The sequence below is a fragment of the Staphylococcus nepalensis genome (assembly GCF_014635045.1).
GTDB classification, from domain to species: Bacteria; Bacillota; Bacilli; order Staphylococcales; family Staphylococcaceae; genus Staphylococcus; species Staphylococcus nepalensis.
On the sequence record NZ_BMCF01000006.1, the window covers coordinates 120,189 to 138,734 of the forward strand.

Annotated in this window: 20 protein-coding genes; 3 read left to right on the forward strand and 17 right to left on the reverse strand. The window is 32.9% G+C overall.

What is annotated here, in order from left to right; genetic code table 11:
• Window positions 1–475 precede the first annotated feature (475 nt).
• Window positions 476–1,540, forward strand: coding sequence for an NAD(P)/FAD-dependent oxidoreductase (locus IEU88_RS09800; RefSeq protein WP_096810529.1), 1,065 nt, complete (start codon window positions 476–478; stop codon window positions 1,538–1,540).
• Window positions 1,541–1,628: 88 nt separating this feature from the next.
• On the opposite strand, the gene IEU88_RS09805 is transcribed toward IEU88_RS09800, so the two are convergent.
• Complete coding sequence (locus IEU88_RS09805; protein WP_096810530.1) at window positions 1,629–1,940, reverse strand: YuzD family protein; 312 nt, start codon at window positions 1,938–1,940, stop codon at window positions 1,629–1,631.
• 107 nt (window positions 1,941–2,047) lie between these two features.
• Here IEU88_RS09805 and IEU88_RS09810 point away from each other — a divergent pair, with 107 nt between their 5' ends.
• The gene (locus tag IEU88_RS09810; protein ID WP_019469675.1) at window positions 2,048–2,290 is read left to right on the forward strand and encodes a NifU family protein; all 243 of its coding nucleotides are present in this window, start codon (window positions 2,048–2,050) and stop codon (window positions 2,288–2,290) included.
• A gap of 237 nt (window positions 2,291–2,527) precedes the next feature.
• On the opposite strand, the gene dltD is transcribed toward IEU88_RS09810, so the two are convergent.
• From dltD to IEU88_RS09850, 8 genes are all read right to left on the reverse strand, one after another.
• Window positions 2,528–3,673: a D-alanyl-lipoteichoic acid biosynthesis protein DltD gene (gene dltD / locus IEU88_RS09815; RefSeq protein WP_115359576.1), complete on the reverse strand. Its 1,146-nt coding sequence runs from the start codon at window positions 3,671–3,673 to the stop codon at window positions 2,528–2,530.
• The gene (gene dltC, locus IEU88_RS09820; RefSeq protein WP_096810532.1) at window positions 3,670–3,906 is read right to left on the reverse strand and encodes a D-alanine--poly(phosphoribitol) ligase subunit 2; all 237 of its coding nucleotides are present in this window, start codon (window positions 3,904–3,906) and stop codon (window positions 3,670–3,672) included. Before dltC ends, dltD begins: the two co-directional genes overlap by 4 nt.
• A 17-nt stretch (window positions 3,907–3,923) precedes the next feature.
• Complete coding sequence (gene dltB / locus IEU88_RS09825) at window positions 3,924–5,138, reverse strand: D-alanyl-lipoteichoic acid biosynthesis protein DltB (RefSeq protein ID WP_103373625.1); 1,215 nt, start codon at window positions 5,136–5,138, stop codon at window positions 3,924–3,926.
• Window positions 5,135–6,598 (reverse strand): D-alanine--poly(phosphoribitol) ligase subunit DltA, encoded by a 1,464-nt coding sequence (dltA, locus tag IEU88_RS09830; protein WP_107644523.1) that lies wholly within the window; start codon window positions 6,596–6,598, stop codon window positions 5,135–5,137. The genes dltB and dltA overlap by 4 nt, the downstream gene beginning before the upstream one ends.
• Window positions 6,599–6,612: 14 nt before the next feature.
• Window positions 6,613–6,759 carry a teichoic acid D-Ala incorporation-associated protein DltX gene (locus tag IEU88_RS09835; RefSeq protein ID WP_096810535.1) on the reverse strand — a complete coding sequence of 49 codons (147 nt, stop codon included), beginning with the start codon at window positions 6,757–6,759 and terminating at the stop codon, window positions 6,613–6,615.
• A 316-nt stretch (window positions 6,760–7,075) separates the two neighbouring features.
• On the reverse strand, window positions 7,076–8,041 hold the full coding sequence (locus tag IEU88_RS09840; protein WP_103373661.1) for a 2-hydroxyacid dehydrogenase: 966 nt from the start codon (window positions 8,039–8,041) through the stop codon (window positions 7,076–7,078).
• Between the two features lie 10 nt (window positions 8,042–8,051).
• A complete protein-coding gene (nucF, locus tag IEU88_RS09845; RefSeq protein ID WP_096811230.1) occupies window positions 8,052–8,831 on the reverse strand; it encodes a 5' nucleotidase NucF in 780 nt (259 codons plus the stop codon).
• A gap of 6 nt (window positions 8,832–8,837) precedes the next feature.
• Window positions 8,838–9,272, reverse strand: a complete 435-nt coding sequence (locus tag IEU88_RS09850; RefSeq protein ID WP_096810537.1) for a DUF86 domain-containing protein — start codon at window positions 9,270–9,272, stop codon at window positions 8,838–8,840.
• Window positions 9,273–9,415: 143 nt separating this feature from the next.
• On the opposite strand from IEU88_RS09850, the gene IEU88_RS09855 reads away from it, so the two are divergent.
• Complete coding sequence (locus IEU88_RS09855; RefSeq protein ID WP_096810538.1) at window positions 9,416–9,682, forward strand: DUF3055 domain-containing protein; 267 nt, start codon at window positions 9,416–9,418, stop codon at window positions 9,680–9,682.
• A gap of 264 nt (window positions 9,683–9,946) precedes the next feature.
• On the opposite strand, the gene IEU88_RS09860 is transcribed toward IEU88_RS09855, so the two are convergent.
• From IEU88_RS09860 to sufB, 8 genes are all read right to left on the reverse strand, one after another.
• Entirely contained in the window at window positions 9,947–10,330 is a 384-nt protein-coding gene (locus IEU88_RS09860) for a YutD family protein (protein ID WP_096810539.1), read from the reverse strand.
• Between the two features lie 168 nt (window positions 10,331–10,498).
• The gene (lipA, locus tag IEU88_RS09865; protein ID WP_096810540.1) at window positions 10,499–11,428 is read right to left on the reverse strand and encodes a lipoyl synthase; all 930 of its coding nucleotides are present in this window, start codon (window positions 11,426–11,428) and stop codon (window positions 10,499–10,501) included.
• A gap of 81 nt (window positions 11,429–11,509) precedes the next feature.
• Window positions 11,510–12,829 carry a bifunctional metallophosphatase/5'-nucleotidase gene (locus IEU88_RS09870; RefSeq protein ID WP_096811231.1) on the reverse strand — a complete coding sequence of 440 codons (1,320 nt, stop codon included), beginning with the start codon at window positions 12,827–12,829 and terminating at the stop codon, window positions 11,510–11,512.
• 20 nt (window positions 12,830–12,849) lie between these two features.
• On the reverse strand, window positions 12,850–13,674 hold the full coding sequence (locus IEU88_RS09875; RefSeq protein ID WP_096810541.1) for a sulfite exporter TauE/SafE family protein: 825 nt from the start codon (window positions 13,672–13,674) through the stop codon (window positions 12,850–12,852).
• Window positions 13,675–13,686: 12 nt separating this feature from the next.
• Window positions 13,687–14,535, reverse strand: coding sequence for a DUF72 domain-containing protein (locus tag IEU88_RS09880; RefSeq protein ID WP_103373724.1), 849 nt, complete (start codon window positions 14,533–14,535; stop codon window positions 13,687–13,689).
• 193 nt (window positions 14,536–14,728) lie between these two features.
• Complete coding sequence (locus IEU88_RS09885) at window positions 14,729–15,796, reverse strand: NAD(P)H-dependent flavin oxidoreductase (protein WP_103373723.1); 1,068 nt, start codon at window positions 15,794–15,796, stop codon at window positions 14,729–14,731.
• Window positions 15,797–15,866: 70 nt separating this feature from the next.
• Window positions 15,867–16,889 carry a hemolysin family protein gene (locus IEU88_RS09890; protein WP_096810543.1) on the reverse strand — a complete coding sequence of 341 codons (1,023 nt, stop codon included), beginning with the start codon at window positions 16,887–16,889 and terminating at the stop codon, window positions 15,867–15,869.
• Between the two features lie 231 nt (window positions 16,890–17,120).
• Window positions 17,121–18,518, reverse strand: a complete 1,398-nt coding sequence (sufB, locus tag IEU88_RS09895; protein ID WP_096810600.1) for a Fe-S cluster assembly protein SufB — start codon at window positions 18,516–18,518, stop codon at window positions 17,121–17,123.
• Window positions 18,519–18,546: the final 28 nt, after the last annotated feature.

Consider the following 18,546-nt stretch of genomic DNA (forward strand, 5'->3'; position numbering starts at 1 on the left):
TAAAATCGTATTTTTTTAAATTACGTTGCTTATTTTATCATTGCATTGATGTTAACTTTTCCATACTAAACCGCATTTACTAACACGTAAAATTTTAAATTTATGATTGTATTTTTTATGTGCTTAAAATTTTTTGTCAAAATTAAATTAAAGCGATATATATTTTCGTATAAAACGCCATTCACAGCATTTATATATATTGTTATCATCGTTTTGTATTCAAAATTATTATATTTTACAAATTATGACGCATCGTCTTTATTTGTAGAAGTATACAAAAAAGCATATAATAATTTTAAGTAAGCTTATTTTAAAATTTAGTGTTTCGTTCAATGAAAAAACGAATATGATTTAACCACATTATATTTATTAACTTACATTGACAAAATAAGATAATAACATTGATGGTTCATTACGAAACCATCATGCTATTATTAAATTGATCAATACTATTTTTACTAGAGGGGTATCATAAATGAAAAACTTAGTACTATTAGGTGGCGGATATGGTAATATGCGTATTATGTCTCATATTTTACCATCTGCACTTCCTGAAAATTATTCTATTACATTGATTGATCGTATGCCTTATCATGGTCTGAAACCAGAATTCTATGAATTAGCTGCTGGCACAAAGTCAGACAAAGATATTCGTATGAATTTCCCAGATTCAGAGCGTATTAACACCGTATATGGAGAAATTAATGATATTAATTTAGAGGACCAAATAGTTTCTGTTGGAAATACGAAAGTGGATTATGATGAATTAGTTATAGGACTAGGATGTGAGGACAAATATCACAACGTTCCAGGCGCTTCGGAATATACACATAGTATTCAAACATTATCTAGTTCACGCGAAACATTTCACCATATTAGCGAATTACCTAACGGGGCTAAGGTAGGCATTGTAGGCGCTGGTTTAAGCGGCATTGAACTAGCAAGTGAATTACGCGAAAGTCGTGAAGACTTACAAATCTTCCTATATGATCGTGGAGAGCGTATCTTACGTCGTTTTCCTGAAAAGTTAAGTCGTTATATAGAAAATTGGTTTAAAAAAAATGACGTAACTGTAGTACCAAATTCTGATATTAATCGTGTAGAACCTGGTAAGATTTTTAATAATGATGTGCCAGAAGAATTAGATTTAATTGTATGGACAGCAGGTATCCAACCCGTTGAAATTGTTAGAAATCTACCAATCGATATTAGTAAAGATGGGCGCGTTATATTAAATCAATATCACCAAGTGCCTACTTATAAAAACGTATATGTTGTTGGTGACTGTGCAGATTTACCTCATGCACCTAGTGCACAACTTGCAGAAGTTCAAGGTGATCAAATTGCTGATGTGATGAAGTTACAATGGCAAGGTAAACCACTTCCCGAAAAAATGCCTGAACTTAAAGTTCAAGGGTTCTTAGGTTCTTTAGGCGACAAAAAAGGATTTGCATATATTATGGACCGAACTGTTACTGGTCGGTTAGCCTCAATCTTAAAATCAGGCGTATTATGGTTATATAAATACCATAATGGCTAAACTTGTATAATATTAAAATAAAGACACGACCTGACTTTTCTTTAATACATTAACTCGAAAAGTACACGGCCGTGTCTTTATTAAATAATTAATGACGCTCCATAAATTGAGTGATATCTCTTAGTTGAACATATCCATCTGAAACATACTCATCATTCATAGTGACAAGCGGATAGAATAATTCATCTTCTTGAATACGTTCAATATATTGCTGATCATGGTCAGTTAAATTTTCTGTATCTTTTTCAATATCAATATACGTAAATTCAAATTGTGTATCTGGATATTTTCTTTTTAATAACGGTTGCAACCAATCATACGTATTTCGAGCTGTCGGTGCATTGACACAACTCGCACACACAATATCTGCGCCATAAACGACTACACTTACTTTATTCATATTAACTTATCCCCTTTTGTCTTGATTGATAGATTTTTTCTTATATATCTATTATAATAAAAAGATAGATAGAAAATGAAATAATATACTTGAAAGGAGGCATTTCCATGCCAACTGAAAACGTAACAATGTTTGATCAAGTAGCAGAAGTTATTGAAAAATTACGTCCCTTCTTACTACGTGATGGTGGCGACTGTTCACTTGTAGATGTAGAAGACGGAATCGTTAAACTTCAATTACACGGTGCATGCGGTACATGCCCAAGTTCAACAATCACATTAAAAGCAGGCATCGAGCGTGCTTTGCATGAAGAAGTACCTGGAGTAGTCGAAGTAGAACAAGTATTCTAGTTTATTAACTCATTTATAAATAAAAACAACACAAGATTTAAATGCTTTAGAATCCTTCACTTAGAGAGACAACAAGCCCATTTTCTAAAAACATCATAATCCTACTTAGGCATTGGCGAATTGGACCCGAAAATAAGCTTATAGCAAGCATTTTCGGGTCCGATTCATGTTACATTTATATCATGATTTTTAAAATATGTTTCAAATTATAAATAAAGGTATACTATTACCTGTTAGTCAGCGATGCATATGTTGCGCAATATGCTCACTAATATAAGCCCAACCCTTCCATCCTATATGTACCGCATCACTAATCACGTACGGTTCATAATCTTTATCTGTCATATCATAAATTCGCCCACCACGACTAATAACAGTGTGATTAATTTTATCATACACTTTTTGACGTTTTTCTTTATGAATGCCAATATGATCATACCATTTGCCATTTGAAGGGATACTAATATATTCAACATCAGCGCCAGCTTCACGCATTGTGTCTACTAGTAACTCTAAATCTTTGAATTCTGGCGAATGCGCATTAAATTCGTAATCTCTATTAATTTTGCGTTTATGCGCTTTTATTAAGTCCCAATACTCATCTCTAATCTTAAATGCATTTGATTGTGAGTGTTTTGCACCATGAATTTCAGCTTGCTTACGAATAGCTTGCCAGGATGCCTCTTGAGCTGTAATAGGCTCGGTATCTGTTAATTCTGTTTTTGAAAGTGGCACGCGTGATTTGATCGCTTCAATTTTCTCGAATTGAGTGGTATTAAATGATGATAAATAGTGGTCTGTCTCACTTACATTGTCTTTAGACATTTTTTCTAAATAATTTCTATTATATACATTTTTAAAACTCAATAATCTCTTCGCGTAACGTTGTTTAAGTTCCGGGCTTAAATTTTTTTGGTTAAATAAATGATTTAATTGCGTTTTTGAAATGCGCGCATCAAAATTCTTATTCGTCAACCCGTGATTCGTAAACCATTGGGGCGAAATAATAAAAGCCATTTTCTTTCCTTTTAAATTGTCATACTGTGCTGCTAATTCTATTGCATTAATCAAGTCAGTAGATCCGCCCGTTCCAATTAAAAATGGTTGTTGTGAATATACCGTTTGATCACGTAATAAGATGGCTGGGTTAAATGGATCATCTTTTTCTAGTTCGCTCGATCCATATATAGGATAAAATGCATTTGAACGAAACATTTTGTCTTGGATTAAAGTACCTTTTAATACTTGGTCAGATAATGCAATGCGTTGTTTTTCCAATGTTTTTGTAGTAATTAATCCGCTAAACCAACTTGATGGTAATATTAAGAAAATTCCAAATAAACAAAGGCTAATAATAATTGGGGTAAAAGGTTTTATTTTCATCGTAATTCTTCTAGTACCGCTACTATCTTATTAGGCGTTGCCCATTCGTCCCTATCAAAGTCCATGATAGAAACTTCAATCTCTAATTGGTTTTGAATTTCTAATAAAAGCCCAACTGTTTGAAATGAATCAATAATGCCTTCTTCAAATAATGCGATATCTGGATTTTCTTTCACGATGTTATTTTCAGTTACTTCAGCTAATAACGCTAATACTTGTTCTCTAAATTCCATTATAATTCCTCCTAATTTTAAAACAGTTTCCCAGAAAAGATAAGAAAACCAAATGTTATAAAATGAAATGTCACAATAATACTTAAAGCAGTGGTATATTTATTTTGCCAACGTGGCGGGTGTTTTTTTCGCCACTTTTCGTAATAACCATAACCTATAAATAGTGCCGCATGATATAAACCATATAATATATAATATATTTCAATACCATGCCAAATACCCATAATTAAAAAGTTTAAGAAAAAAGCAACATTCGACATTGCAAATTGATTTTTTAATAACTTTTTCTTTGACATAAAAAATAGTGAACGCATGTAAATACAATCTCTAAACCAAAAAGACAATGACATGTGCCATCTGTTCCAGAAGTCTTTAATATTTTTAGCTTTAAATGGTTGTTTGAAGTTTGGTGGTGTTTGAATGCCATATATGTAACTAAATGCGATAGCAAATAATGAATAACCAGCAAAATCAAAGAATAAATATAAACTATAAGCATACATGTACAACCACTTTGTTATCATACCTGTAAAATCTAGCATCATTGGATTAATAGCAAATGTTTGTATTAAATATGCAATAATATATTTATATAAAAAACCTAACATGATGAAATGGATTGCTTTAGCAAATAAACTACTATAGTCATTGCCATTTAAAACTTTATTTTCATCTTTAACAAATCGCTTGTAACGATCAATCGGCCCTGAAGAAATCGTTGGAAAGAAAGATATAAATTGTATGACTTTCCAAAAACGTACTTCTTTGATTGAACCATCTCTAATTTCCATTAATAACTGAACACTTTTAAACGTCACATATGAAATTCCTAAAAACCCTATAAACTCAACTACTTTGTTTTCATGAAGTTTTAATTGTACTGCTCCAAACCATGAACTCTGCATGACTTTCACTATTACAAGGGGTAAGATAGAAAGCGTAATGACTGTAATAAATATTGTTATTTTATTGTTTTTGGCGCGAGCGTACCAATAATACATAATAATGACTACTTGCCATATAATATAAAGTAAAAAATTGATTAGTTGCACGCTTAAATACGTTTGTCCAAAAAGATTATGTTTATCAGAAGAGAATATTAACATAATCATGATGGCTGTACTTAAACCATTATAAATTCTGCTACGTTTCCCCAAAAACCCTAATATGATAACTGGTGTTAATAATAAAAATGCTATAAAAAAGAATGTAAAGTCACCGTATGGAATCATTTCAATAAATCCTCAGCAATCTTCTTACGATCTAACTTTCCGTTCATTGTAAGTGGTAATTTATCTGTATAAGTTATCTTTTTAGGAATCATGTACTCAGGAATTAAACGTTTTAATTCCTTTTTTATTTGGTGCGTTATAGTTTGGTTATCCATATGGTCTTCAACATGATTAAGAACAACTACAGCATTTAAATTGATCACTTTCCCGTCTCGGTACATTGGCACAACAATGGCTTCTCTAACATAATCTACTTCACGTAACTGACACTCTATTTCTTCAAGTTCCATTCGATAACCATTTAATTTAATTTGATAATCGATCCGACCATTTATAAACCATTGGTTGTCTTTTAATTGTGCTTTATCGCCTGTATAGTAAGCTTTCTGTCCATCTTGCATTTTAAACACTTTCTCTGAACGCGTCTTATCTTTAACATACCCTTCACTCACACATTTTCCTAAAATTACAAGTTCGCCCTCCTCCGTTAAAGTTAAACTTGTTCCTGATTGTGGTATGCCTACTGGTAAAGGGTTATATTTTTTAATAATGTCTTCAGTAATCAACACACTTGTTACTGCTACAGTAGCTTCTGTCGGTCCGTAAGTGTTATAAATAAACGCAGAAGGAAAACGTTGTTGTAATAATTGAGCAGTTCTATGAGCGAGCATCTCACCACAAAAGAAAAACTCTTTCAAACTACTATAATGCGCTTCTGTTAAATGGGGTAACATCAAACACATTTCCATAAAAGAAGGAGTGGATACCCATACATTGATCTGCGTTTCTTCTAACATTTGATTTAATAACTTAGGTTTATTGATCATTGTTTTATCTACTAAGTTCAATGTCCCTGCTGTTGCTAAACAAGGATAAATAGACATAACAGATAGATCAAATGAAAATGGCGCTTGGTTTAACCACTGTTGGTTTAATCCTAATTGATTTAGTTGTATCATCCAATTTGTAAAGAGGTTCAAACTTTCATAACTAATTTGTACGCCTTTAGGTTCACCAGTAGAACCTGATGTAAAAATAGTATAGGCTATAGCTGAATCATTTATACTATTTTCTATGGGACTATCTCCATCTACGTTTAATAATGCTGTTGTTGTAATAATAGATGGTCCCTCTATGTGTAACTGCGCATCAGTCGTATTTAATAAATATTGGGGCGCTATTTTATTTATAATAGATACAACGCGCTCTTGAGGAATAGAGGTATCAATCGGTACATAACCACAACCTGCCTTAATACTTCCTATCATTCCTACTATCATATACGGGGACATGTGCCCATATAAAATCAATGGGCTTTTAGTATCTTTTAATATAACAGCAAGGTGGTCCGCATACTGGTTTAATGCTTCATATGTCAAACTTTCATCGTTGTGCTTAACTGCAACTTGGTCTGGAAAATTTTTTCCATTCTCTATAATTGTCTGAATGATGTCTTTCATGCTAGTCTCCTTCATTAAAATTCATTATATATAAAGTTATTATGTGTATCGCCAGTACCATAAATTAAGTATAAGGCTATTAAAATAACCAAGTACATGATAGTTAATAACCATGGTTTGAATGTTTGAAAAGAAGGTTGTTTATTGATTTCCTTTTGCATATTTCACCTCTTATTTTTATCCATTTATAGTTAAATATGTTTATTAAATCAACTTTTAAATTTTGTACGTTAAACTTTATAAAAATATTCAACTTTTTCATCAATTAATTATACAATTTTTTCTACGTTAATACAATTAAATATTTATGCATCTATATAACAAAATTGTTAGATGTCCTATAAATAAAAGAGTCATAATTATTATTTTCCAAAATACTTTGCACTTTAATTTATATTACAAATATATTATGTTTTAAGTCGTGTAAAGAAAATATAAAAAAGCAGTTATCGAATAATTCGATAACTGCTTTTTTAATTAATTTATGGTTACTGGTGTTTTAGGCTGTTTCTCATTTAATACTAACTGAATATTATCTACACAAAGTTGTACCATACGATCTCTTGTAATCACTGATGCACTCCCTATATGAGGGAGTATAGTTGCATTTTTCATTGATAATAAGGGATGCGTCATATCAATAGGTTCTTCTCTCAAAACATCTAAACCACATGCTTTTATTTCTTCATTTTGTAATGCTGATACTAACGCTTCTTCATCAACTATTGCACCTCTACCAATATTAATGAAAACGGCGTCATTTTTCATCATTTTAAATGCTTTTTCATCAAATTTGTCTCGTGTTTCTGCTGTAAGCGGCGCGGTACAAACGATAAAGTCACTCTCTTTTAATAAGGTTTCAAATGGAACGTATAAGGCACCAAGTGCTTCTTCATCATCTGGGCGTCTTGTTCTATTATGATACATAATATTAGTGTTAAAACCTTTTAATCGTCTCGCAAATGCTTTACCAATATCCCCCATACCATAAATACCGACGTTCGCATGGAATAAATCCTTGCCCGCAAATAAATACGGACCCCAACTTTGCCATTCACCATTTTGAACGTACGATTCCGCTTCAACTACACGTCTTGCTACTGCAAGCATTAAAGTGAATCCTAATTCTGCTGTTGTTTCTGTCAAAACGCCTGGTGTATTAGTAACCACAATATCTTTGCTTTGCATTAGTTGCACATCAATATTGTCATAGCCAACTGCCATATTTGCTATGACTTTAAGATTAGGTGCAGCTTCAATAACTTCTTCATCCATTTTTTCACTCAATGTGACAAAGCATGCTGTTGCATCTTTTAAAGCAGTTAAAAATTTATCCCGCGGCATAGGCTTATATGATGCATCCCACACTTCTACTTCACCTATAGTTTCTAATTGCTTAATGAATTTTTCTGGAATCTTTCTACTCACTACAATTTTTTGCATTCAATCACTCCTATATTTCGAGTTCTTTGATTACCTCATTTAAATCTTTAAAACTGTATGTCGGTGGAACGTCTTTAAGTTTTACTTCATCTAACGAAGAAACGCCAGTTTGGACATGAATTGTATCCATATTAACGTTGATGCCAGAAAGTATATCAGTATCATATAAATCGCCCACCATTGCCACTTCAGAACAATCTAAACCTAAAATCTCCATCGCCTTATTCATAATAATAGGTTCTGGTTTACCAATAAATGTAGGTTGAACGCCTGTCGATGTGGATACAACGCTTGTAATAGCGCCATTTCCCGGTAAAAATCCACGTTCTTTCGGTATAGAAACATCTTTATTAGTTGATATAAATGTCGCCCCATTACGCACGCCTAATGTAGCAGTTGCCAATTTCTCATAAGTTACAGCTTCGTCTAAGCCAATAACTACGTAATCTACGAACTCATCATTTTTAATGACTAAACCATGATTCGTTAACGCTTGTTCTAAACCAGAGCCACCCAACATATAAATTGAAGCTCCTGGGTGTGCTTCAGCAATATATTCTGCGGTAGCTATCGCTGAAGTTACTACTTCATCTGGCTTAGCTGTCACGCCCATTGCTTTTAATTTTTCTACTACTTCGGCAGGTTCTTTTGTTGAATTATTCGTTACAAATAAATGTGGAATCTCATGTTTATTTAAATACTCAATAAACTGTGTTGCACCATCAATTTGTTCGTTACCTTTGTACATCGTACCATCTAAATCGATAAGGTACGCTTTATAATGTTTCATCAAAGCTTATTTCTCTCCTTTTTGGCCAAATGCTGTAATCGGGACATTTTCATTTTTTAAAAACTGGATAACTTCATCAATAAATTGTTGATAATAATCAAGCGTTCTATCAAAAAGTGGTACTAACTGTGTCGTTTCAAGTTCATCATAATAATGTACGAATTGTTTTCTTTCATCAACGGTTTGATTGATATTACTTTGTGTATCTTTAGAAATAACATTTTCTAATTCTAAAATATCTATAACATCTTTGTAATTTCCTGGATCTCTTAAAATAAAACCATCTATAATCATATTACCAATATCTACAGATGATTCTATCAACATTTGTGAAATTCTTTCGAATGCGTAATGGTTATCTTTATGGTTAGGATAATCATTAACTAATTCTTGTAAGTAATTTAACTTTTTATCTAACTTATCTTTATTAACAAAATACATCTACGTCACTCCTATCATTCTCATCATACCATACCTTTGCAGTCAAATTCATTTATGGTTATACTGTAAATCAAGACTTTTTGATATAGAATTGTCCTTAATAATTAAATAATCTCATAGCTCAATTGTGAAAGGATGTTTATATGATAGATATGTATCTTTATGATGATAATGAATCATCACAGGTGCAATTTGTAGGATTTGTTGGAGAATTTAGCCGTTATGATTTAATGCTTGTACAAACCGATCGCCATTTTGGTAAAACAATCGTTTTAAATATGCAGACAAATAAATTCGGCATTATTGGTACAGATGATTTAGAAGAGGAAGGTTATATTGCACATATCTTAGGGGTGACAGAAGATGAAGGCAATGAAATCACAGAATATCTTAACCAAGTTATACAATAATTAAAATAAAAATTAAACGCGTTATATGTTAAATACCAAATAAACCAAAACTATCAGATTAAAAACACAAAAAGACTACAACCCAATAAAAATGGTTGTAGTCTTTTTGTGTTTTTGGTTTATCGTCCGTATTTTAAAATTCAATCATACACAGCTTTATGAGTCTAGTATACTATGATCTATTTATTTTTATAGTTACTGAATTAATCTATGATGCTAACTTAGCTATGTTGAGATTGTCATATACTTGAATATAACATCCTATTATTTTTCTGTATCTTGAATCGTCGGCTGGATTTTTACATCTTGTAATTTATTTTTTTCAAATGTTAATTCAACGTCATCATCATCTTCAATTTGAGATGGCACTTCATCCTCTGGAATTTTTTTCAAAATAAAATATGGACAACCAAAATTGCAATATTCTAATAAATAATCTTGAATCGTTGAGAATCGTTTACTCAATTCTGCCTTTTTATTTGAATCTTTATAGAAGCCTTTTAATCTTAATTGGTCATATCCAAAATCTCCGACGATATAATCATATTTATCTAAAATATCTGCGTACCGTTGCGCAAATAATTCTTCATCAAAACATTCTCGGTATTCTTCTATAATTTCAAAATAGAAACTATTCACTTTTATCATTATATTCACCTAATCTAATTGTTATTTTTAATAAAACCATACTAAACTTACATACGAGAAGTCTGTAAAATAACTTTTCTATTGCTAATAAAGACTTAGTCCATCATTTAATTAACGGGCATCGCTAATTTCCAAAATGAACTAAGTCTTTGTATTTAATATCTATATTTAAATATTAGAATCTACACCAAGTTTTTCTTCACCTAAACGATGTCTTTCTTTTGCAGCTTCGTTAACTTGTTCATCTGCATGATAAGAACTTCTCACAAGTGGTCCTGCTTGGCAATGTTTGAATCCTTTATCCATGGCTACTTTTCTTAATTTACCAAATTCTAAAGGTGTATAATATTTTTCAACTTTTAAATGTTTACGTGAAGGTTGCAAATATTGACCAATGGTTAAGATATCAACATCATTTGCACGTAAATCATCCATTGTTTCATAAATTTCTTCGTGAGTTTCACCTAAGCCCACCATTAAACTAGATTTTGTTGGTATATCAGGTTGTAATGCTTTAGAACGTCTTAAAAATTCTAAAGTACGGTCATAAGTCGCTCTAGCACGAACTCTAGGTGTTAAACGACGAACTGTTTCAATATTATGGTTTAAAATATCTGGCTTTGAAGCCATTAAGGTTTCTAATGCTTCGTAATCGCCACCCATATCAGACGGTAATATTTCTATCGACGTATAAGGGTTACGCTCGCGCACTTTACGAACTGTTTCAGCATAAACATTGGAACCGGCATCTCTTAAATCATCTCGCGCAACTGCTGTAATTACAACATGCTTTAAATTCATTAATTCAACAGATTCTGCCACGCGTTCTGGCTCATCTAAATCTAACTCATTTGGTAATCCTGTTTTAACGGCACAAAAACGACATGCACGTGTACAAACTGCGCCTAAAATCATAAATGTAGCAGTTCGACGTTCACCCCAACATTCGTGTATATTAGGACATTTTGCTTCTTCACACACTGTATTTAAATTCTTTTCTCTCATCATTTTCTTGAGACCAGTGTAGTTTTCGTTAGTATTCAGTTTTATTTTTAACCAATCGGGTTTACGTAAAATTTCTTCATTTTTAGTAGCCATAACCGCACAATTCCTCCTGATTTGAAATCTGTAATCATTATAACGAAAATCGGATTAAATTAAAACGTAAAATGTAATATTTTAATAACCAAGTAATTTTTCTTTGTAAATATCTCTTAAAAACTCTGGCATTAAATAATCGATAGATTGTTCTTTTAAAGTCGGAAAATAACGACCGAATGTATACATATCCACTGTGCCAAGCACATAAGTTTTGTCGTCTTCAATTTCTTCACCGTTAATAAAGTATCTTGATTCAGATTCAATCAGCCCTAAATTATATAGAACGTAACCACCAAATATATCTCCTCTGAAGCCTAGGCCTTGCGCGTGTTCATGAAGGTACTCTTGCTTTTGACTTTTAATAATAACATTTTTTAATTCTAAACCATTTAATCGAATACGTACTGCATTGATAGGGTGAGGTAACATTTGATGAATATCAAATTCCGTGACTTGGTTGGCTGAAATACCTTTTACAATTAAACCCGCATTGATGATTGTGCAGTCTGCATTTGTAAATTCAAATACACTTTCAGCTAACATATAAGACGTTTGAGTTATGACATCTGTTCTTCTTGGTAAGTTAATCGGATGATCAATGACCGCGTCGCTTAATAAAGCTTTACCTTCTGCTTCGAAGTGTGTCACTACTTCTGGTAATGTTTCTACTGGATAAATCACTGCATGTTTATCTACAACTGTATCGTGTTCAATTTCTAATGTTACTTCACCTATAAAACGGCCATATTTACCTGCAGCTGCCATTAAAACACCATTATTGATTTCACCTTTTTCAAAATAATGATGCGTATGACTACCTAATATTAAATCAATTTCTGGAATTTCTTGGCATAATTTCTCATCAAAGAACACACCTACGTGACTCATAATGATTAATAAGTCATAAGCATCTTCATTAGCGCTAATTTCATCTTTAATTGCTTCTAATGGATCAGTAACGACCCAGTCTAGTGCTCTATAGAATGGTGTGAATGGTGCTGTTGCTGCAACAAATAATATACGCACACCGTTTATTTCTTTAATTATAGATGAGGTGATATTACGCGGTAATTGGCCTTGCTCATCAAAAACATTCGCACACGTCACATCAAATTTTGCATTGTCATAAAGTGTATTTAAAGCTTCATGCGAAATAGTCATACCTTCATTATTCCCAATTGTCGCTATATCACAATGTGCTTTATTTAAAAGTTCAACATTCTTTATGCCCATCGTAGCTTCTGTAACAGGGGCTGATAAATCAACATGGTCTCCAATATCTAAATAGAGCGAGGGATGATCTAATTTGGGTCTCTCTTGAGCTAAATATTCGGAAATACGTTCGTACTCATGCAAATGACTGTGAATATCATTTGTATGGTAAATAGTTAATTTCACCATGGGTCCCTCCTCTTAGTTTATAAAAATGATTTTATGATTAAATATAGTCCCATTATTAGCATAACTGTTCTTAGTAACATAACGACAGTATTTGATTTTATAGATTGATTCACTTTCACGCCTATTTTAGCGCCGATATAACTAGAGATAATTAAGACAATCGAATAAACCCAAGCTACGTGTCCTTGTGCAATGTGACCAACAGAGCTCATCACACTTGAAAAGAAAATCATCATCATACTTGTACCGACCGCCACATGGGGAGGAAATCTGAAAACGATAAGCATTAATGGCGTCATTAACGCCCCCCCTCCGATACCAAATAAACCAGTCAGTATACCGATAAATAGTGTTGCTATAAATGCTAAAACTGGCGGTACGCTATAATGATATGTTCGACCATAACCGTCAACATATGTACGTTCATATTTAGGTTTATTAAACATCTTCATTGGTTCTATATTATTTCTAATCATGAGTAAAACAGCTACAAATATCAAGAAGACACCAAAGTATAAATTAAAGGAATCTAATGTTAAAAAACGGCTTAGTATAGAACCAATTAATGAGCCTGGTAATAAGCCGAATAAAAAGATTGAGCCATTTTTAACGTCTACTTGTTTTGTTTTCAAATAGCCTAATGTTGATGATAATCCTGTAATAATCAAAATCAATGAAGATGTACCAATTGCAATTTGAGGTGTGATACCTTGTAATAGATCATTTTCTACACCTAAATAAACTAATGTAGGGACGATAATGATGCCCCCGCCAATACCAACAAGAGATCCTAGGATGGCTGATAAACCACCAATTAAAATCAATATGATTATTGTTAACATGTTTTATCGCTCCTAAAATAATTTTAATTGTTGTGGTGCTAAGCCTTCATAATCAATACCTAATAACTTTTGGTATGTTTTTGCATTTTGAGCAGCATGACCACCAGAATTATTATTAAACACTACGTAAATATTTTTAGCTTTTTGTTCTAATAGTTTAACTTTTTGCGCTAAATCTGTAAGTTCTTGCTTGTTGTAATCATATAGATATCTTACATCTCTCCACGCTTCATCTGTCATATCTTTTTTAGTCCAACCATATATATTCCGACCGTGATAACGAACGAATGCTGTTTCATTCGTAATGCGATTAATTAGTGGTATGGAACCTTGACCAGCTTGTGGTTCATCGCATACTGCATGAATAATGTCATGGTCTGTTAAAAAACCTAAAGTTTCTTCTTTATATGTTTGATTAAACCAAGATTGATGCCTAAATTCCACACATACTGGAAAATCTTTCAACTGTTCTCGTACATAACGAATATATGTGATGTTTTGTGCAGTACAATCAAACCAAGGCGGAAATTGTACTAATACCATTGCTAATTTATGTTCTGATTTTAACGGTTCCAACATCGCTTTAAACTGATTAAACAGTGTCTGTCTCGTTTCAGCAAAATCATGATAATCTGCATGTAATGTTAACGCTTGATGAATTTTAACAATGAATTCAAATCTTTCTGGTGTTTCTCTTATCCATTTTCTAATATTTCTTTCAGGTTGTATAGCATAATAAGACGCATCTAATTCCACGATAGGAAAATGGCTCGCATATGTAATCAATTTATCTGATTTACGTTGCAAATCTTCATATAAAGTATCATGGTCACCCCAACCCGTTAATCCAATATTTATCATAGTATCACCAGTTACATGATACCATAGATCTTTTAAGAGATTCACTAGATTAAATTTATTCCTCCAATGTTTCAATCAATTTCTAGCAAGCGTAATAAAATCTCAAAAAACATGATTATTTCAATATAAAAATAAAAACAGTTGCTATACTTTTTAGAAATAGCAACTGTGCATTCAATCATATTTAAGCTAATTATTTATTGAGAATACTACGTGTTTCTTTAACAATATTGTCAATCAGCACAGACGCTGATACAAATTGTGACAACCTAGGACTTTGGCCGCTCCACAAATGTGTCCATTGTGCATTACCCTTTTGAGCTGCAGCTTTACGAATACCATTCGTCAATTGATTTTGAATAGGATAATCTGGAATGTCATCGTCATAATAATCCATTTTATGTATGAACTCATTATCTATACCTCTAGCCGGTTTGCCTGTAAAAACATTAGTAATCACGGTATCTGTTTCTTTACTATGTTGTATCGCATTTTTATATAATGTAGATGCGCCACTTTCCTCTGAAGTTAAAAAGGCCGTACCCATTTGTACAGCTTCAGCGCCTAAGACCATACTTGCAACTATGCCACGCCCATCCATAATTCCACCTGCAGCTATCACTGGAATACTTACATTATCGACAACCTGAGGTATAAGTGACATTGTGCCAATTAACGGCGTATGATCACCAGAAGTCACAGTGAATGACCCTCTATGGCCACCCGCTTCACTACCTTGTGCGATAACGGCATCCATACCAGCACTTTCATTAGCAATCGCTTCTTCAACAGACGTCGCAGTACCTACAAGCGTGATTTGACGCGCTTTCAACTTTTCAATGACGCTCTGCTTAGGTATGCCAAAAGTAAATGAAACCACTGGAATCCCTTTTTCAATTACAACATTAATCGCTTCATTAAATTGCTGCTCTTCACTAATATCAATGACTGGTTCTTCAAGGTTTAGTGCTCTTCTATAAGGTTTTAACCAAGCGTTCATATGTTCTACATTTTCTGGCACATATAATTGCTCACTGGGTACAAATAAATTGACAGCAAAGGGTAAATCCGTTAATTCTTGAACGTATGTTATTTCTGAATCTAATCTATTTGCAGTAAAATAACCTGCGCCAATCGTACCGAGGCCACCGCTATTGCTCACAGTTGCTACTAATTCTGGTGTCGTGCTCCCTGCCATCCCTGCTTGGATGATTGGCAACTTAATACCTAATACTTCTGTAACCTTTGAAGAAAAGTGCATATCAAACACCCCTTTATTTAAAATCAACATCTCAAATAGCACTTTAAGTTTATTAATTATTTCCTGTAATTTATGGTTTGTTATTGTACGCTTGCATCTGTGCTTCTAATTTTTCTTTTTCTTGTTCATCCATCTCATCTTCGATCTCCATACCGAGCATTTCTTCAATTAAATCTTCATGAGAGACGATGGCATCGGTGCCTCCAAATTCATCTAGTACAATGGCTAAATGTTTACGAGAAACAGTCATTTTCCTTAACACCCACTCTGCCCTATTATGTTCATTTACAAATAAAGGTTCAGAAGCGTATTGTAGAATATTATTAGACTGTGCTTTGCTCCATGCTAACAAATATTTCGAGTGAAAAATACCTATAATATGATCTATATCACCATCATAAACAGGATAACGTGTATATGGGTTAGTCAACACAGTATCATAAGCTTCTTCATACGAAATATCGGATGAAAATGCAGTCACATTGATACGCGGTGTTGTATCGATATTTGTTATTTTTAATTGTTCAAAATCCATGACACCTTGAATTCGGTTACGTTCCATTTCGTTAAAAGCACCTTCACTGCCCGCAATTGTAACCATCTGCCTTATTTCTTCTTTAGATAATCGTTGTTGATCTTCTTGCCCTTTTGAAAGCAGACTATTGATCATATCAGTTAACCAGTTTAATAATTTAGTAATTGGTTTAAATATTATGACAAAAAATGAGATTGGGGTATAAACCAGTCTAGACATACGATCTGGGTAAGTTGCAGCGATAGACTTAGGTATCACTTCTGAAATGATGATAATGGCAACAGTCGTAATTGCTGTAGCAACTCCGACATTCACACCTATATTCACGGCTAAAACAGTAACTAAAGTTGGCAGAATAATATTCGCAATGTTATTTCCTATTAATATAGTAGTGATAAATTCACTAGGTTTTGTAAGTAACTTTGATAATTTTGCAGATTTTTTATCTCCATTCTCTGCTTCAGTTTGTATTTTCATTCTATTCGCCGCAGTTAAAGCGGTTTCACTTCCCGAAAAGAAAAATGAAGCAAATAAAAGTATGATTATGGCTATAATCATATAAGCATAACTCCCTTTATATATTATGTAAAAATTTAAACGATATTTATTATTTCCCTTATTTTTTATGAAATAAACGCTATTTTAAAATTTTGAAAACGTTTTATATACTTATCAATATAAAAAAACACGAAGTGATGTACATTTGATTATACCGAAAAATACGGCACCAAAATGGCATCACTCGTGTTTTTAAATTTGATTATAGATTGCATTAGCAACTATTTAAAATTAGCCGATAGAACCTTCCATTTCGAATTTAATTAGACGGTTCATTTCTACTGCGTATTCCATTGGAAGCTCTTTTGTAAATGGTTCGATGAAGCCCATTACAATCATTTCAGTTGCTTCTTCTTCAGAAATACCGCGACTCATTAAATAGAATAATTGTTCTTCAGAAACTTTAGATACTTTAGCTTCGTGTTCTAATGAAATATTGTCATTAAATACTTCGTTATAAGGAATTGTATCTGAAGTAGATTCATTATCTAAGATTAAAGTATCGCATTCGATATTAGAACGCGCGCCTTTAGCTTTACGGCCAAAGTGAACAATACCACGATAAATAACTTTACCGCCATCTTTAGAAATTGATTTAGATACAATCGTTGATGATGTGTTAGGTGCTTTATGCATCATCTTCGCCCCAGCATCTTGTACTTGTCCTTTACCAGCAAATGCGATAGATAGTGTACTACCTTTAGCGCCTTCACCAATAAGCACACAGTTTGGATATTTCATTGTTAGTTTAGAGCCTAGGTTACCATCAACCCATTCCATATTACCGTTTTCATGAACTAATGTACGTTTTGTAACTAAGTTATATACGTTATTAGCCCAGTTTTGAATTGTAGTGTAACGGACATGCGCATCCTTGTGTACGATAATTTCAACTACAGCTGAGTGTAAAGAACTTGTTGTATATACTGGTGCTGTACAACCTTCAACATAGTTAACTGAAGCACCTTCATCAGCAATGATTAATGTACGTTCAAATTGCCCCATATTTTCAGAGTTGATACGGAAATAAGCTTGTAAAGGCGTATCTAATTTGATATTTTTTGGTATATAAATGAATGAACCACCAGACCAAACAGCTGAATTTAATGCTGCGAATTTGTTATCTGCAGCAGGTACAACTGTTGAGAAATACTGTCTAAATAGCTCTTCATTTTCTTTTAATGCACTGTCAGTATCTTTAAAGACGATACCTTTATCTTCAAGTTCTTTTTCCATGTTGTGATAAACAACTTCTGATTCATATTGAGCTGAAACACCAGCAAGGTATTTTTGTTCAGCTTCAGGGATACCTAATTTATCAAATGTACGTTTGATTTCTTCAGGAACTTCATCCCATGAACGCTCTGTTTGCTCAGAAGGCTTAACATAATAAGTGATATCATCAAAATTCAATTCAGATAAATCTCCACCCCATTGTGGCATTGGCATTTTATAGAATTGTTTTAATGCTTTCAATCTATAGTTAAGCATCCATTCTGGCTCTTCTTTCATATTTGAAATCTCACGGACGATATTTTCTGTTAAACCGCGTTCTGATCTAAAAATGGAAACATCTTCGTCATGGAAACCATATTGATAATTTCCCACATCAGGTGCTTTTTTAGCCATTTAAATCACTCCTTTTATATATTAAAAC

Bases quoted from the DNA above. Each gene is read 5' to 3' on its own strand.
- IEU88_RS09800 (WP_096810529.1), top strand. From the start codon at position 476: ATGAAAAACTTAGTACTATTAGGTGGCGGATATGGTAATATGCGTATT.
- IEU88_RS09805 (WP_096810530.1), bottom strand. From the start codon at position 1,940: ATGAATAAAGTAAGTGTAGTCGTTTATGGCGCAGATATTGTGTGTGCG.
- IEU88_RS09810 (WP_019469675.1), top strand. From the start codon at position 2,048: ATGCCAACTGAAAACGTAACAATGTTTGATCAAGTAGCAGAAGTTATT.
- dltD (WP_115359576.1), bottom strand. From the start codon at position 3,673: ATGAAAATAAAACCTTTTACCCCAATTATTATTAGCCTTTGTTTATTT.
- dltC (WP_096810532.1), bottom strand. From the start codon at position 3,906: ATGGAATTTAGAGAACAAGTATTAGCGTTATTAGCTGAAGTAACTGAA.
- dltB (WP_103373625.1), bottom strand. From the start codon at position 5,138: ATGATTCCATACGGTGACTTTACATTCTTTTTTATAGCATTTTTATTA.
- dltA (WP_107644523.1), bottom strand. From the start codon at position 6,598: ATGAAAGACATCATTCAGACAATTATAGAGAATGGAAAAAATTTTCCA.
- IEU88_RS09835 (WP_096810535.1), bottom strand. From the start codon at position 6,759: ATGCAAAAGGAAATCAATAAACAACCTTCTTTTCAAACATTCAAACCA.
- IEU88_RS09840 (WP_103373661.1), bottom strand. From the start codon at position 8,041: ATGCAAAAAATTGTAGTGAGTAGAAAGATTCCAGAAAAATTCATTAAG.
- nucF (WP_096811230.1), bottom strand. From the start codon at position 8,831: ATGAAACATTATAAAGCGTACCTTATCGATTTAGATGGTACGATGTAC.
- IEU88_RS09850 (WP_096810537.1), bottom strand. From the start codon at position 9,272: ATGTATTTTGTTAATAAAGATAAGTTAGATAAAAAGTTAAATTACTTA.
- IEU88_RS09855 (WP_096810538.1), top strand. From the start codon at position 9,416: ATGATAGATATGTATCTTTATGATGATAATGAATCATCACAGGTGCAA.
- IEU88_RS09860 (WP_096810539.1), bottom strand. From the start codon at position 10,330: ATGATAAAAGTGAATAGTTTCTATTTTGAAATTATAGAAGAATACCGA.
- lipA (WP_096810540.1), bottom strand. From the start codon at position 11,428: ATGGCTACTAAAAATGAAGAAATTTTACGTAAACCCGATTGGTTAAAA.
- IEU88_RS09875 (WP_096810541.1), bottom strand. From the start codon at position 13,674: ATGTTAACAATAATCATATTGATTTTAATTGGTGGTTTATCAGCCATC.
- IEU88_RS09880 (WP_103373724.1), bottom strand. From the start codon at position 14,535: ATGATAAATATTGGATTAACGGGTTGGGGTGACCATGATACTTTATAT.
- IEU88_RS09885 (WP_103373723.1), bottom strand. From the start codon at position 15,796: ATGCACTTTTCTTCAAAGGTTACAGAAGTATTAGGTATTAAGTTGCCA.
- IEU88_RS09890 (WP_096810543.1), bottom strand. From the start codon at position 16,889: ATGATTATAGCCATAATCATACTTTTATTTGCTTCATTTTTCTTTTCG.
- sufB (WP_096810600.1), bottom strand. From the start codon at position 18,518: ATGGCTAAAAAAGCACCTGATGTGGGAAATTATCAATATGGTTTCCAT.